13 protein-coding genes, 1 tRNA gene and 1 pseudogene are annotated in these 15,910 nt (G+C 36.7%); 5 read left to right on the top strand and 10 right to left on the bottom strand.

What is annotated here, in order from left to right; all coding sequences use genetic code 11:
- Nucleotides 1-10: 10 nt before the first annotated feature.
- Nucleotides 11-1,783, bottom strand: a complete 1,773-nt coding sequence (locus ACYT32_RS04550; RefSeq protein WP_395265015.1) for an oleate hydratase — start codon at nucleotides 1,781-1,783, stop codon at nucleotides 11-13.
- 451 nt (nucleotides 1,784-2,234) lie between these two features.
- The gene (locus ACYT32_RS04545; protein ID WP_395265017.1) at nucleotides 2,235-3,317 is read right to left on the bottom strand and encodes a serine hydrolase domain-containing protein; all 1,083 of its coding nucleotides are present in this window, start codon (nucleotides 3,315-3,317) and stop codon (nucleotides 2,235-2,237) included.
- Nucleotides 3,318-3,489: 172 nt separating this feature from the next.
- Between ACYT32_RS04545 and ACYT32_RS04540 the strand changes: the two genes are divergently transcribed.
- Both ACYT32_RS04540 and htpX read left to right on the top strand, forming a co-directional pair.
- Nucleotides 3,490-4,038: a LemA family protein gene (locus ACYT32_RS04540; RefSeq protein ID WP_395265018.1), complete on the top strand. Its 549-nt coding sequence runs from the start codon at nucleotides 3,490-3,492 to the stop codon at nucleotides 4,036-4,038.
- Between the two features lie 12 nt (nucleotides 4,039-4,050).
- A complete protein-coding gene (gene htpX / locus ACYT32_RS04535) occupies nucleotides 4,051-4,956 on the top strand; it encodes a zinc metalloprotease HtpX (RefSeq protein WP_395265019.1) in 906 nt (301 codons plus the stop codon).
- A 134-nt stretch (nucleotides 4,957-5,090) separates the two neighbouring features.
- Here the strand turns inward: htpX and ACYT32_RS04530 are convergent, their stop codons facing one another.
- Complete coding sequence (locus ACYT32_RS04530; RefSeq protein ID WP_395265020.1) at nucleotides 5,091-5,327, bottom strand: SHOCT domain-containing protein; 237 nt, start codon at nucleotides 5,325-5,327, stop codon at nucleotides 5,091-5,093.
- A 281-nt stretch (nucleotides 5,328-5,608) separates the two neighbouring features.
- Here ACYT32_RS04530 and ACYT32_RS04525 point away from each other — a divergent pair, with 281 nt between their 5' ends.
- Both ACYT32_RS04525 and glyA read left to right on the top strand, forming a co-directional pair.
- The gene (locus tag ACYT32_RS04525; protein ID WP_395265021.1) at nucleotides 5,609-6,418 is read left to right on the top strand and encodes a DNA/RNA non-specific endonuclease; all 810 of its coding nucleotides are present in this window, start codon (nucleotides 5,609-5,611) and stop codon (nucleotides 6,416-6,418) included.
- A gap of 4 nt (nucleotides 6,419-6,422) precedes the next feature.
- On the top strand, nucleotides 6,423-7,667 hold the full coding sequence (gene glyA, locus ACYT32_RS04520) for a serine hydroxymethyltransferase (protein WP_395265022.1): 1,245 nt from the start codon (nucleotides 6,423-6,425) through the stop codon (nucleotides 7,665-7,667).
- An 87-nt stretch (nucleotides 7,668-7,754) separates the two neighbouring features.
- Here glyA and ACYT32_RS04515 read toward each other — a convergent pair whose 3' ends face one another.
- The 5 genes and pseudogenes from ACYT32_RS04515 to ACYT32_RS04495 form a co-directional block, all read right to left on the bottom strand.
- Complete coding sequence (locus ACYT32_RS04515; protein WP_395265023.1) at nucleotides 7,755-8,579, bottom strand: hypothetical protein; 825 nt, start codon at nucleotides 8,577-8,579, stop codon at nucleotides 7,755-7,757.
- 300 nt (nucleotides 8,580-8,879) lie between these two features.
- Complete coding sequence (locus tag ACYT32_RS04510; protein ID WP_395265025.1) at nucleotides 8,880-10,169, bottom strand: SLAP domain-containing protein; 1,290 nt, start codon at nucleotides 10,167-10,169, stop codon at nucleotides 8,880-8,882.
- Nucleotides 10,170-10,293: 124 nt separating this feature from the next.
- Nucleotides 10,294-11,829 carry a glutamate/gamma-aminobutyrate family transporter YjeM gene (yjeM, locus tag ACYT32_RS04505; RefSeq protein WP_395265026.1) on the bottom strand — a complete coding sequence of 512 codons (1,536 nt, stop codon included), beginning with the start codon at nucleotides 11,827-11,829 and terminating at the stop codon, nucleotides 10,294-10,296.
- A 46-nt stretch (nucleotides 11,830-11,875) separates the two neighbouring features.
- Entirely contained in the window at nucleotides 11,876-13,306 is a 1,431-nt protein-coding gene (locus ACYT32_RS04500; protein WP_395265027.1) for a C69 family dipeptidase, read from the bottom strand.
- A 10-nt stretch (nucleotides 13,307-13,316) separates the two neighbouring features.
- A pseudogene (locus ACYT32_RS04495) lies at nucleotides 13,317-13,642 on the bottom strand (heavy metal-binding domain-containing protein).
- 389 nt (nucleotides 13,643-14,031) lie between these two features.
- Between ACYT32_RS04495 and ACYT32_RS04490 the strand changes: the two are divergent.
- The gene (locus ACYT32_RS04490; RefSeq protein WP_395265029.1) at nucleotides 14,032-14,886 is read left to right on the top strand and encodes an SLAP domain-containing protein; all 855 of its coding nucleotides are present in this window, start codon (nucleotides 14,032-14,034) and stop codon (nucleotides 14,884-14,886) included.
- A gap of 559 nt (nucleotides 14,887-15,445) precedes the next feature.
- On the opposite strand, the gene ACYT32_RS04485 is transcribed toward ACYT32_RS04490, so the two are convergent.
- Both ACYT32_RS04485 and ACYT32_RS04480 read right to left on the bottom strand, forming a co-directional pair.
- Nucleotides 15,446-15,517, bottom strand: a tRNA-Gln gene (locus tag ACYT32_RS04485).
- 97 nt (nucleotides 15,518-15,614) lie between these two features.
- On the bottom strand, nucleotides 15,615-15,809 hold the full coding sequence (locus tag ACYT32_RS04480; protein WP_395265030.1) for a hypothetical protein: 195 nt from the start codon (nucleotides 15,807-15,809) through the stop codon (nucleotides 15,615-15,617).
- Nucleotides 15,810-15,910 lie beyond the last annotated feature (101 nt).

The raw sequence follows: 15,910 nt of genomic DNA, 5'->3' as shown, positions 1-15,910 counted from the left end.
CACATATTATTTAGAGAAGGTGTGCATCCTTCAGTAATTCTTCAATATAAGTACCATGGATCTTCTCCATAGCTTTCTTTTCAACCATTCTTTCCTTAAATGGCAACTTGATATCAGTCAATTTCTGCTTGCCATCCAAGTAGTAGATTGCTCTCATCAAAGTCCGGGCATCAAAGGCTGAAGCAAATACCTCTGGCACTCCACGGTCGACATCGAGCAAAGTGTATACAGCTTCCATTGCTGTTCTAACTGAATATTCAGTTGTAAAGACGGTGTCACGTTCTGTTTCAGCGAAGTTACCAATAAAGGCTAAATTCTTTGAGCCTTCAGGTACTACCAATGGACGGTCGCCGACTTTTCTAGGCATGAAGTAGGAAGTGATGTAAGGCATATGAGCTGGAATCGTATTAGCATGATTTTCAGCAATATCTTTGATCTTATCTACTGGCACACCGATATGATAAAGCCACTCTTCACAAAGTTCATCACCAGTACATTCAGTAATCTTCTTGTGAACATAATTACCTGGTTTATCTGAGAACAAACCATAAACCCAAACAATCAACTCGTTATCCTTTTGTTGCTTAAAATGCTTCTGACGACTAATTGAATAACCATAAAGCCAATTAGAATCCTTAATACTTACGGGTCCACTAGTTACAATGGAACCGCTGTGAGGATCTTTTTGACTGATTTTTTCGATATATGGTGTTACTTCATCGTCTGTTAAAGTGATCGTTCCGGAAATTGTCCAGTTAGCTTCAGGAATATTCTTGCAAAAAGCATCAGGATTACCAAAGGCTTTATCTTGTTTAGCCAAATTTTCCCACAATGACCAACTGCTGCCGAGTTCATGCTCTGTTGGTGCTGGATGAGTTTTATCACCATAAGTTGTACTTTCAGTAATGGAACCATTGGTTACAAAGACTAAGTCATTTTCAGTCAATTTGACCGTGCTATCTTTACCATCAGTTGTCATATCAATTTCTGTAGCAACTTTAGATCCATTTGTCGTATCAACTTTAATGTTATCTACATGTGTATTGTAAGTAAATTGAACTCCTTTACCTTCCAAGAATTTGATCATTGGTTGGATCAAAGATTCATATTGATTATATTTAGTAAATCTTAGTGATGACAAGTTGGAAAGTGAGTCGATATGGTGAACGAAGCGCATCAAATAACGTCTCATTTCCATGGCACTAGCCCAAGGTTCGAAAGCAAACATCGTTGACCAATAGAGCCAGAAGTTTGAATTCAAGAAGTCCTCTGAGAATACCTCATTGATCTTCTTACCATCCAAATCTTTTTCAGGAGTCATGACTAAATCGATCAATTCTTTAATTGCAGTTGGTGTCAAAGTCAATTGCCCTTCTGTTGGTAACTCCTTACCTTGTTCCTGAATAACACGGCCATGTGAATAACTTGGGTCTTTCTTATTCAACCAGTAGAATTCATCCAAAACGGAAACATCAGGATTTTCAAGTGATGGAATTGATCTAAATAAATCCCAAAGTGTCTCAAAATGGGGTTCCATTTCACGTCCACCACGAATGATATAACCTTTCTGTTCATTCCAAATACCATCCATACTACCGCCTGGTAAAGCTAATTCTTCCAGAACATGGATTTTATCGCCTTTCATTTGACCGTCACGAATCAAAAATGTCGCAGCTGCCAAACCTGCCAAACCTGAACCTATGATGTAAGCCGATTTATCATCGACCCCAGCTGGTTTCAAAGGTTTTGCGAAAGCCTCATAATTACCATTACTTCTATACATAAGAACCACCTCTTGTTTAAATAGTATCCGTTATGTAACTGCTTACAGGTAGAATATAGTTCTTATTTAGTTAAAATTCAATAGAGAATCTGTGACTTTTTTGTGAATTTTAGATTTAATATTTATCATATTTTGAGACAATTATTTAAAAATGTAGTATTTAAGATAAAACGAAACATCAATCTCTTTTTATTAATGCTTATACAACTGGACTATCCACTCTTTTGTATTAGAGCAATGATTCAAATGATCTCAAAGCGTTAAGGCCCAGGTTCAAATAACAAAACTTTTAAATTAAAAAAAACGACAAAAAAAGTCCCACATCAATCCGTGATGTGGGACTCTAGGCTACTTTGCAGTAAATCTTTGGAATGTACAAAGCAGTCATTTTTAATTCACAGGTAGGCTACCTGCACATACAATCATACAGACTTTTCACCTAAAATACCAGTTAATATTTCTCTGTTTGAACCATTTTATAAATTTGTGAAACCATAGGTTTAGCATCTGCGGCTGTTCGTGAATAGTTTTGTAACGCTATGACAGCATTATTGCCATCATCAGAAAGATGGACAACGGCTTGATAACCATAACCCCAGCCATTAGCAAAATTATCATTTTTGAGATGATACATCCCACCGCCATAAGTACTGCTGCTACCGGGCGTAAACAAAGTCTCTCTCGACTTCTCAGTCAACATACTGCCGGTTGCAATATACTTCTCTGTCTTATAGAGATCATAAGCACTCATATAAACCTGACCAGTACCTAATTCATCATATTCAAAATACTTCTTATAGTCGAAAGCATTTTTATAATCCAACTTGCTAGACAATGGATCTATATTGTTGTAACCCGTAGCCTTTAAGAGACCGGAACGTTGGTTATAAGCAAAGATCGTATGCTTCAATTTTAGTTTTTTAACGTAGGTTTCTTCAAACAACTTCTCATACGATTTACCCGTCACTTGTTCCAAAATTCCACTCAATAAGTTGAAGTTGATCGGTTGATAATTCCACTTATTGTAATAAAGTCTCAAAAAGTGAATCTTACTAATATCAGCTTTAATTATATCAGGGTCTGATAAAACTTGGTTCGGACCAGCATCACCCATCGTCAAGCCAGAAGTCATATCTAGCATCTGTCGAATCGAAATATTTTGACTATTTGGTACTTCAGGATAAAACTTACTCAACTTATCACTGAGACTTAGTTTGTTTTCCTGTACTAATTTCATGATCATTGCTGCAGTCATAACCTTTTGTACCGAATCTATTTCATAAGCCGTATCCTTATTATTGTAAGTTCCCGCGGAAAAATCTGCATGGCCACGACTGGTCAGATAAACTGGTTTGCCGTCTTGAATAACTAATAATGTACCAGAGTAGCCTTTTTGGGCAATCAAATTGTCAATATCTGATCCCAATTGGCTACCAGCAGTTGAATCAACCGAATCATCAGCTAAAACAGTGACTGGCATTGAAGCCGAGCTCACTAAAAAAGCCATTAAAACGGACAAAAATAATTTTTTCATATCATACTCCACCTATGAAACCTGTTTCCCAGAACCTCTCTATTATTTAATTATAAATTATTTTTCAAAAAATCTATACTAATTAAACCAACTTAATCAAAGTTGCTTAGCTTTATACTTGCTAACTTTCGATATGGTAAAATAGGCATATTAAGAGAAGAAGGAGATTTACATGAAAACCATTATAATTATTATCGTTATACTATTAGTAATCTTCATCTATGCTGGTATGTATAACAGTTTAGTTAAGTATCGTAATCGGGCTCGTGAATTTAGTTCTCAAATTGACGTACAACTAAAACGTCGGACGGATTTGATTCCTAACTTAGTTGAAACGGTCAAGGGTTATGCTAAGCATGAAAAAGAAACTTTGGAACAAGTTGTTGAATTGAGAAATAATGTTACTAATGCAAGTTCTCTTCAAGACAAAGTTGACGCTGATAATCAACTGACGGGAGCCTTACGTCAAGTCTTTGCTTTAGCTGAAAATTATCCTGATCTAAAAGCTAATCAAGAATTTTCACAATTAATGGAAGAACTCTCCAACACTGAAAATAAAGTTTCTTATGCTCGTCAAGCATATAACAGTCAAGTACAAGCATACGATACGGCAATTCAAACTTTCCCTCGCAATATCGTTGCAGGAATTCACGGTTTCAAAGAAATGGACTTCTTGCAGATTCCTGATGTTGAAAAAGAAGCACCTAAAGTTAAGTTTTAATCGAGGTAGCCTATGATCTATGAGCAAATCGATCGCAATAAACGTAAAACTTACTTGATATTCTTCATTTTCTTTTTGATTCTAGCAGCAATCGGTAGTTTTTTTGGTTTGTATTTTTTTGACAATTTGTACGCTGGTATCGTTATTGCCTTGATCATTGCTATCGTCTACACTTTGATCACTTATTTTCAATCGACAAGCATTGTCATGCAAATGAATCGAGCTAAAAAATTAAACTCGGAAAAGGATGCCCCCGACCTGTGGCACATCGTAGAAGATCTGTCGATGGTCGCTGATATTCCGTTGCCTGAAATCTACATCATCGAAGACGACAGTCCCAATGCTTTTGCGACCGGACGTGATCCTCAGCATTCGGCAGTTGCCGTCACTAGAGGACTTTATAAAATGATGAACCGTGAGGAACTTGAAGGTGTCTTAGCTCACGAAATTTCACACGTCAGAAACTATGACATTCGTGTCTCCACGATTTCCGTGGCTTTGTCATCGGCAATCATTCTCATCTGCTCCATTATCGGAAATGCATACCGTTGGTGGATTCCCTCTCGAAATGATCGAGATGATAGAAATTCTGGAGCGATTCAAGCAGTCTTATGGATCGTGGGATTGCTGTTTGCAATTCTCGGACCATTGATTGCTAGTTTAGTTCAAATGGCAATTTCTAGAAACCGTGAATACCTGGCAGATGTTTCCGGCGCTGAATTGACGAGAAATCCACAGGGATTGATCAACGCTTTAGGCAAATTAGAGACCAGCACTAAGCCAATGAAACGAGTTGACGATGCCAGTGCGGCACTCTACATCGATGATCCGACTAAGAAAAAACATTTTTCAGGATTGTTCGACACACATCCACCATTGGATAAAAGAATTGCCGCTTTAAAAAAGACTTTTGAATAATATCAATTATCATGTCCAGTCATCTTGGATCAAATCCACTGATTATTGACTAGAGACAACAAAAAGGCCACAAGAACTTGCTAAAAGTCCCTGTGGCCTTTTGAATTAAGAGTTTATCCACTTATCAATTCAAATTACTTCTTTAAATTCTCTTTTCGTTTCAAATAATCATCATCAGAGACATTACCCTTGGCATATTCTTGATCCAAAATATCCAGAGCACTGTTAGTAGTAACTTTTTGGCGGTGATTATTCTTGGTTAAAGATACGACGATCAAGACCAAAAAGGCAATAATACCAATCACGTACCAAAAACCTCCACCCATGAATCCTAGACCCATGGGTCCACCACAACTCGCAAAACCCATCATATCAATCATCTCCTTTTTATAACAAAGTATAAGAATTAATTTTCCCACCATCAACAATCTTGCCCACTAGTCAGTGGAAACTTTTGAGGAAACGTAATCCAGAAATCAACTAAAAATAGTGCCTGTTTTTCAGAGAAATATTACAAATCTTATATGTTTTTACCAATTATATATTATACGAATAAAAATTAGCAATTTTGGAAATATAGTTCTTGATTTCTGAAAATCTATGCTAAAATCAAACATGAAGATAACAAATCTTCATAGTGAGGGGATATTTTATGTATATGTTGTTAATGGTTGTTTTAGGGGCAATCGTTTTGTTTACAACTTTTATGGTTAAACCAAAACGACGAGTTCATCGCCGTTTAGTTTCCTTAGGTATTTTACTGGTTGTTGTTGGTGGATCTGGTATTTACGAATCGTATCAGAACCAAGTACCTGCGGGTGACAATCCACGACAATCAACCACGGAGCCTAATTCAACCAACACTGATTTGTCGAAGTTGAATTATAATGGCAAACAAGAAATTGTCGTCAACAACAATACGCCTACTTTCACAAAATCCGAACTAAATGTTTCAAACGGTCCTTGGCAACGTTTCGCTGATTTGGATAATCTCAACCGAGCAATTCAAGCTGATGCCTTATTGAGTAAAAGCTTGATGCCTACAGCAAAACGGGAACCTCTTTATGTCAATCCTACTGGTTGGCACAACAAGAAACTCAAGGATGGCTGGCTATATAATCGTTCACATTTGATTGGTTATCAATTAAGCGGGCAGAATAACAACCCCAAAAATTTGATGACTGGAACTCGCTCACTGAACTCTCCCGAAATGCTCAAACACGAAAATGACATTGCTTATTATCTTAAACAGAATCCTAATAATTACATTAGATATCGGGTCAAGCCAATTTATCGTGGTAATGAGCTTTTAGCTAGAGGTGTTCAGATGATGGCAGAATCGTTAAATAGTAATGGTCAAGCTGATCAGCAAGTTTCCTTCAATGTCTATATTTTTAACATTGAAAAAGGTGTACAGATTAATTATAGCGATGGTACTAGTGTAGTTAATAACAATTATTAGGGAGATGGTCGTAGTGCAATACAGTACAGGTGATAAAGAAATATTCGATCTTATTAAGAAAGAAGAAAATCGACAAAATAGAAATATTGAATTGATTGCTTCTGAAAACATCGTTTCTGACAATGTTAGAAAAGCCCAAGGTTCTGTTTTGACTAACAAATACGCTGAAGGTTATCCAGGGCACCGTTACTATGGTGGCTGTGAATACATCGATCAAATTGAGCAAATTGCCATTGATCGTGCTAAGAAACTTTTCAACGCTGAATATGTTAACGTTCAACCACACTCAGGCTCACAAGCTAATGCGGCTGCTTATCAAGCTGTTCTAAAACCTGGCGATTCCGTTCTTGGTATGGATCTTAATGCGGGTGGTCACCTAACACATGGTTCCAGAGTCAACTTCTCTGGTAAAATGTATCAATTCCATTCATACGGTGTTAATGCCCAAGGTTTGATCGATTACGATGATGTTCAAAAGATTGCACAAGAAGTCCAACCAAAACTTATCGTTGCTGGTGCTTCAGCTTACAGCCGAATCATTGACTTCAAGAAATTCAGAGAAATAGCTGACTCCGTCGGTGCCTACTTGATGGTCGATATGGCTCACATCGCTGGTTTAGTTGCCGTGGGATTACACCCTACTCCAGTTGGTGTAGCTGATATTGTTACTACAACTACTCATAAAACTTTACGTGGACCTCGTGGTGGTATGATTTTAGCCAATGCTGAACTCGGCAAAAAATTGAATTCGGCCGTTTTCCCTGGTACTCAGGGTGGTCCTTTGGAACACGTAATTGCTGGTAAAGCTGTTGCCTTTGGTGAAGACCTTCAACCAGAATTCAAAACTTATATGGAACAAGTTATCAAAAACGCTGCTGCCATGGCTAAGGTCATCAACGACGCTGACAACCTTTCCGTCCTAACTGGCGGAACTGATAACCACTTGCTCAACGTTGTTTTGACAGACTGTGACTTGAACGGTATGGAAGTTCAAAATCTTCTCGATACAATTCATATCACAACTAACAAGGAAGCAATTCCAAACGATCCATTGCCTCCAAAATTGACATCTGGTTTACGTCTTGGTTCTCCTGCCATTACCTCAAGAGGATTTGATGAAGAGGATTGTAAAGAAGTAGCACGTATTATTGTTGATGCTATCAAGTATCATGATGATGCTGAAAAGCTTCAAGAATTGGATGCACGTACTAAGGCTTTAACTGACAAGCATCCCGTTGAATTTAACTAAAATAATAACCAAAGAGACCGGTTTGAAATTAATCAAACCAGTCTCTTTTTTAGTAATTGATGGAAATTTCATTAGTCAGATGATGACCTATTCAGCAACGGCATCTTTTGACACAAAATTAGTATCAGGATTTGATCCTGTATAATTGTAAATATCCCGGAATCCTTGGCCAACTTCTTGATTCCATTTTGCCTCAAAGGCTGTTGAATTATCTGACATGCCCAACGAAGCTGGTGAGCCACTATAAATCAATTCAGCACGATGGCCGAAATGACCAACTTCACCTAGATTTGCCGATACATTATTATTATCGTCGTACCAGTCTTTTAAGAGATAATAAGCGACATCCCTGTCCGATGTCATGCCTTCGTATTGGCCGTATTTAAGAATATAACTATAACCAAATCCGCACAGATTTTCTTCAGATGCTAAAGGTGAATCAGTATCGTGGTTCATAGTGTCACCCACCTGCTGATAAGCTCTCAAGTTTGCGTACTCAAACAACTCTGGCGTTGAATAAATTGTTGGAACGTTATTTGCAACATGTAGCGCATTAATATATTTCATAAAATACTCATTGATTCGCTGAATATTAGGTGTGTAATTCAATGATTCATTCGCATTGTCAAACAATTTCTCCGACTCATTTGCCTTCAAGTATTCATTGGTAGCCACTTGATAATAAGTTTCATTGTTATGAGTGAAAATTCTACCAACTGCCCAATCAGTTTTTGGAGCTAAACCACGGTTGGAAATCTCCTTACCATCAACAGTATACAAACGATAATAACTTGCATCATTATTTGTTCTGGTAACTGTCTTCGCATCTGCTTGTCGTTGTGAACCCATTATTGCACCTGTCGCACCAATTAAAAATGTTGCTACAAGGATAACTGTTTTTTTAAACTTCATAAAATAACTCCCCCTAGAATATATGTATCTGTCTACATTTACAAGGTATCAAATTGGCATGTCACGTTATGTCATTATAATGATTTATCAAAATTAACTTTATTCTGGCACAACATCTTTTGACAAAAATTTCGTATCTGGATTTGATTCAATATAGTTATGTATACCATTAGTGACAAACATCCTGTTGAATTTAATTAAAGATAATAGAAATAATTCCCGTTGTAATTATTCCAAAGTGGAAATTAATTACAGCAAACATCCTTTATTTTTTGCGATAAATGTCTACGATTTTTTTATTTATTGAATATCACTAGCCGCTACCCATTCATCAGTAGCAACACGATACATCTTTTGACCATTGATTGTAGCTGATCTGTCCGTAAACCAAACAGTATTCTTGGCTAAGGCACGGTTAGTTATTTTAATACCCTTTGAATTATATAAAATGGCTTCCGAACTTGTTGTTACTGTTCCTTTATTAGGAATAACCTCCAAACCATCATCTTTTTTGACCCACTCATCTGTGGCTACTCGATAATAAGTTTCGCCGTTAAGCGTCATCGTTTGATTAACTGCCCAAACAGTGCCTTTAGCAAGAGCACGATTTGAAATAACTTTACCCTCTGAATTGTACAGTAAAGCCTGAACAGATGGTGAGTAAACCTTTGTCACGTTTGAAATATTGGTTGGTTTATTATCGTTATTCTCCGTAACATCAGTAGTTGGTGTTTTATTGGTTGAGGAAGTATTGCTTCCAGCATTCGTATGATGATTGTGATTTGTTGTTGGTGTATTTATTTTTGTATAAACTATTGGCGCACTAACTAGGGTCACTCCATTATAATTATAATAGCGCAATGCAATTGTAGCCTCTGGATACTTCAATGTATAACCTTCATATGTTGGTAGAGTGAATGTATAACTGTCTATGTTACTTAGATGATTAGCACCTTTAACTGGGATTTCAATTTTCTTACCATCCTTTGTTGCTGGAATACTGCCATTGAAAGTATATGAACCATCTTCATTCTCAGTTATGCCACCATCGATATAAACATAATGCTTAGGATCATAGCCACCATCGTTTGGAATTCTATCAATGATTTGAGTTGCGACATAATTACCATCATCCGTCTCAGAAGCCTCACCGGTCTTGTTATAAACAGGTTCATTGCTCAAAGTAACAAATCCGATAACTTTTCCTTGAGCATCATATTTCAATCCCATCAGTTCAATCGAATAATCAACTGATTTTCCATCACCAATGGTGTACCCCTCAATAGCAGGCAATTGTAATTTAACTTCTTCATAATCTTTCTTATTATCAAACATAATAGGATTGAACTTAACGTTCTCGAACTTAATTTCAATTTGTTTACCATCTTTTTTAGCTGGAAATGTTCCGCTAACCGAATAGGATCCATCTTGATTACAGACTAAATTTGTTACGCTATAACCATTAGTGCTCTTTGCTTCTTCAGCCTTAACAGTATTTTCAGTACTACTTTCAGCGTTGACATTCATAACTGGTGCAACAGCTAACAACACAGCTGCTGTAACTCCCATATATCTAATCCCTTTTTTCAAAATCCATTCCTCCAATAACATTTAAATTACACCTTTAGGTTAACAAATCAGAGTGACACCATCTGACACTGCAACTTTTTTCCAAAAAAAAATAGACCTTATCAAATTGATAAGATCTATTTTTTTACTTAGTTGCTGATGCATCAATACTTTCAGCATTTTTAGCATGTTCTTTATGTTCATATCTGTAATAGAGAATGAATCCAACTAATCCAAAGACTACTGGTCCAAGAATTGTCCAAAGAGCGTCAGTATAAGCACCCTCCATTAATGGTTGTAACAAGGTAAAGATAATTGCGAAAGCTAAGACTAAGAAGACAACGATTGAAACAGTCCACATAGCTTTTTTATTCTTATAGAATAAGTATGGCTTTTCGATATCTTTATTCATGTTAAAGAATGGATAAGCACCAACTAAGAATAAGTAAGGTACAGTTGTTGAAACATTAGCCATCAGTGTCAAAACATTATACAAGGCTTTGGCGTTTTTACCACCCATATCGACAATCAAAATTAAAACGATAACCACGATAGCCTGAACCCACATTGCGTAAGCGGGCATACCGTGTTTGTTCAAACGAGTAACTTTTTCTGGCCAAAAATCCTTTGGCGTACCCATAACGAATGATTTCAATGGTGAATAAATCAAGACGAAGAAGGCACCCATATAAAGAATAAACATGTCAAAACCAGTAAAATGAGCTAACCATTCACCCAAAGTGATGGCAGCTGCACTGCCTAAACCGATATGTGTTCCAAAGGTATAACCAAGGTTACTCATCATAACATAAGTAATATTACCCAAGTTAACGTTACCTTTAGCAATAACCGCATTCCAGTTAGCACTCATTGACCAACAGAGAATTGTTAGTGAATAAAGTAATGTGATAACAACCGCTGAGATCAAGACACCACGTGGGAAATCTTTCTTAGGGTTCTTCATACTATCGGTCACACCACCAACTGATTCCATACCACCATATGCAAAGATTGCATAAACGATGAACGATACCATCCCTAGTGGTGAAGCGAAGGCTGGATTAGCTGAATGGATAAAAGTATCCAAACCAGAAATTGGTTCAGCTGTATGGAAGCCTGACATAAATAGAACTGATAAACTCAATAGGAAGAAGACAACTTGTAAGACAATCGTCATAATTCCCCCGAAACTTGAAACTTTTGATATCTTATCCATACCTTGACTAGCAGTGTATGTAACAAAAATGATCCAAAGTACCGCTAAAAGACCGATTACTTGAGTAGCTGAAAGTCCAAACATTCCCCAAGTTTGCGTTGTATCATGACCGGCAAACATAGTTGAAAGTGGAATCCAAACTTTAGAAGAAGTTGACACCAGCCATACTTCCCAAGAAGCTAACCACATAAATGTACCGATGAAAGCCCATTTTGCACCCACAGCTCCATCGATCCAAGAATAAATTCCACCTTTAGCTTCATTAAAAGCGGAACCATACTCTGCCATCATAAATCCTACGGGTAGGAAGAAGAATAAAGCAGCGAAAACATACCAAACAATACTTGCTAATCCCATCTGTTCGTAAGCAACAGTAGTGTTAGCAAATCCAAAGATCGCCGTGAAGATCATCATTATTAAGCCAAACAATGTGATTGTTTTTGTCGGCGAATTACCATCATTCATTTTTATAAACCCCTCAGTTAATATTCAATGTATAAAATTATAATTTCTATAAATTCATATCTGTCTTGAAGTTTAGAGGTGAAAAATCAGTCGAGTCCGTAATTAATTGAGCAATTAGCTCTTTATAGCCATCAAGTGAAATTTTTGCCATTTCAAATGAAGCTTCTGTTAAATAATTAGGTAATTTATCATCATCTTTGCTCAAGGCTATTTGATCAAAATCATGCAACTTTTTACGTAACGTGATATTGATTTCCTTTTGCTTTGCTTGAAAATCTTTGCCAAGCTCTTGGTAATGACCGTCTAAAAGAACTCCGGCCAACTTATAAGTCCAATAGGCTGACTTACTATCGTATGGCAACTCACCAAGTTTGTATTCTTCCGGAGTATCGTTGATCCCCATATAAAATGGAACGTAAATACTCTGTGAAGCTACGCCCATGGCTAACCATTGCACACAAGCTATCTCAGGTTTCATGTTTGGTCTAATTTGTAAAACATGTGACTCCTGAGTCTTAGCCAAACTTATTGGACGATAGCGTTTGTTATTAGCTGACTTGTTCAAAGGATCGAACTCGGTCTTTTGATAATGAGAAGCTAGATAATCTTGCGCATCATCAACACTCAACAACCGATTAGCTTTTTTGATAAAAGCTAAGTCTTTACTTTCGGGACTCTCTGAAGTTTTCCCAGAAAATTGTTGTTGACCCCACCAAACACGAGGCGTGCTGTAAATCTCATCAGACAAATCATGTGTGCCAAAAATTTGTCTAAAGTTAAAACTATCAGGTCGGTTGTTCAAATGATTTTCTTTCACAAAATCCTCGATACCTTGGTGATACATAAAATTGTCAGTATCATTGAAATCAATCTCTTGAATCGCCAATTGATTAGCAACCACGGCATAACTATCGTCGGGGATACGTTGTGCCACCCAATAGTGCCCTGATCCACTTTCGAAGTACCAAACTTCTTCTTTATCAGAGAAAAGTACCCCATTCGTTTCACAAGTACCATAATCTTCAATAATCTTACCTAAGCGTAAAACGCCTTCCCTAGCGTTTTTGATATAAGGCAAAACAACTGTGATCATGGCTTCTTCACCAATACCATTTTCAACTAGAGGATCGACACCTAAAACACGCTGATTGGAATAAGCACTTTCTGTAGCACTCATCCCAACCCCGTATTCATTAAAACCATCCTCTTCAAATAATCCTTCTTTGAAGGTCCATTCTGGAGTAGCAGAATATTTATAGCGAATTTTAGGCAAATCTAATTGAAAGTCATTGGCTTTAGAGATAAAACGTTGATCCTCGGTAAATTCTTGATGCTGATGAACCACGAAATGTTTAGGCCAAGAAGCTTTGGCATCCTCATTTCTACCTATAATAGTTGATCCATCGACGGTTGCTTTTTTCCCGATCAAGATACTAGTACAAGCTGATAAAGAACTCTTGTTATATTCCAATGCCATTCTAACCACCTTACTTAAATTTGACTGCAGTACCATAGGCTGCAACTGTTTCCATGTCTGTGCTGATCGAGTCAGAATCAAAACGCATCATTACCACTGCATCGGCTCCCATATCAGCAGCATTACTTCTCAGACGTTCAATTGCAATATCACGGGCCTCAGATAAAAGTTCGGTATAAGCTTTTATCTCACCGCCGACGATATTCTTTAATCCAGCACCAATATTTGAACAACATTTTTTGATTGAGTGGTTAAACCAAAAACTTCACCAATAATCTCATAATCTTGTCCAGGAATATTTTCAGTTGTAGTTACTAAAATTTCGCTTTTCTCCATAAATTCACCTCACAAAAATAATTATTTCACTCCATAAATAATGTAACACAATTAGGCTCTAAATTGGCTATATCCTAAGAATTAAAGCTTTTAATTTACTCTAATTTTTATTGAATATTTGCCACAAAAAATGCCCCTCACCTTATGACTTAAGATGAGGGGCTTGAACAGTTTATTTATCGGCTGATTAGAATAATTTTAACCTAATAATATTCTTACACCTTTGCAATTAACGTTACGCAGACTATTTACAAGTCATTTCTATAGATGAAAACACTTTTTCAGAAAATTTATTGACTATCCTATTTCAAGGTTCTAATATAAATACAGTTACAATTGATGAGATTAAATACAATATATGTGTGAATTATATCGGAGGATCTTTTTAAATGAAAATATCTAAAATTTTGACGTTGTCTGCCATTTTCCTAATGGCAGCATCTTCTTCTGTTGCCATGACACAAGAAGATGTCAAAGCTGCGTCTGTCGCAACCACAAATGCCAGTGGAATTGCTCGACTATATACTGCTGATGGGAAGCTCATTTCCAATCGTGCCCTTGCGCCAAAAACTGACTGGGCCGTTGGGAAGGTTATCACTATTGATGGTACAAAGATGTACCAAGTTGCTACCAGCGAATATCTGAAAGCTAGTGATGCCACACTAACTGGAGATACAGTTCAAACCGCAGCGACAAATAGTGCTGAAATCAATAATGCTGAAACTGCTCCTGCCAAGAACGGTCAATATACACCCAACATCAGTAATATAAATAAATACTTCGTAGCTTACGTAAATGCCTTACACCAAGCTAACGGAACTAGTCCAGTTCACTCTACCAATGACCTTATTTCCTATGCTGGTCAAAGAGCTGACCAACAAGATGGGAATCATTTAGATCACAGTACCGCTGCTAGAAATATGTCAGAATGTCTATCTGGCGCCGGCTATAACTATATTATCAATCACAACGGTGCTAAGTCTGACAAGGAAGTGGCTTACTTCCTATTAAAAGAATGGTATGACGAAGATAACTGCGTTGACCCATTAGGTACACTAGGACACTTTGGCCACCGTTCTTCACTAATTTATGGTGGGCCCAACGTTGGATTGAACATTAATGACAAAAACTCTGCCTATGAAGCAGATTGGGACATTAATACCCTTGATAAAGCAAAAGCACTTTATAATTTTACTGGAAGCAACCCAAATACGAAGTTTATCTCTGAAGATTCCGTTCAATAAACTCCGCATTAACTACGACCTAGGAGGACTAAACTCTGCCTTGGGTCTTTTTTATTTATTTTAAAATTTGAGATCATCATCTGATCTAACTCTAAAAAAATTGATGAGATTAAATTAGTGTGTAATATCGGATGACTTCGTTTAACTATTTTTAAATACAATTAGTATTGTACTAGTCATTTTTACAAAAATAGTTCCACTTTAGAAAAGAATTCTTTTCCAAATATGGAACTACTTTTAGAAAATAACTTTGGCACATCTAGAACACTTCATTAAAAACATCATCACAGGGGCATGCTATTCTTTATACCTATTTTTCTACGGCAAGCTTTATAATCAAGTTCACCACTTTGATTTTTGTAGAATTGTTCCTGTTGTGGCAATAATATCGACTCTTACAACCATCAAATTTCATAAAAACAAATCTTTATTGACAAAAAAAGAAACTGCAAAAAGTTCTCAAGTTATGTGAGTTTTTAAGCTCGGACAATAACTCGGATGCTTTTCCAGTTTCAAGTGTTGAAACCCTTGAAATAATAAGGGTTTCTTGTTGTATATATTGGGCATATTGGGTTCGAACCAATAAATTGCGGATTCAGAGTCCGCTGCCTTACCATTTGGCGAATGCCCATTAACAATAAATCGATAACAGTAAAATGTTATAAAAGATTGAGTTTATTGTCAAGGGCTGAATCACCTTATCGAGCAATAAATTTATTAAAAATGCCTCAAGCAAAAATTAGCAGTAAACTTACGATCACTATCACTGCCAAGCAGATTTTTAAATTATGACGATTACGTATCGAAACAATAATTTCTTCATCCCCATTAAAAAGTTGTGCTCTAACTGGCCAAAAAACTCTCACAATGTATGCAAAGGCCATCAAGAATAACATCAATTCCAGAATAGTTGCTACTCGCATGCAAATTAATCCCCATTTCTTCTAAAATACTTTTTCAATTATATCTGAAAGGATAAATTTCCGGTGTAGTTTTTTAGAATTCAAGCATTGTTATTCAATAT

The sequence above is a fragment of the Companilactobacillus sp. FL22-3 genome (assembly GCF_054881455.1).
The sequence above is the reverse complement of the archived record's forward strand: the minus strand, read 5'-3'. Positions and strand labels throughout refer to the sequence as shown.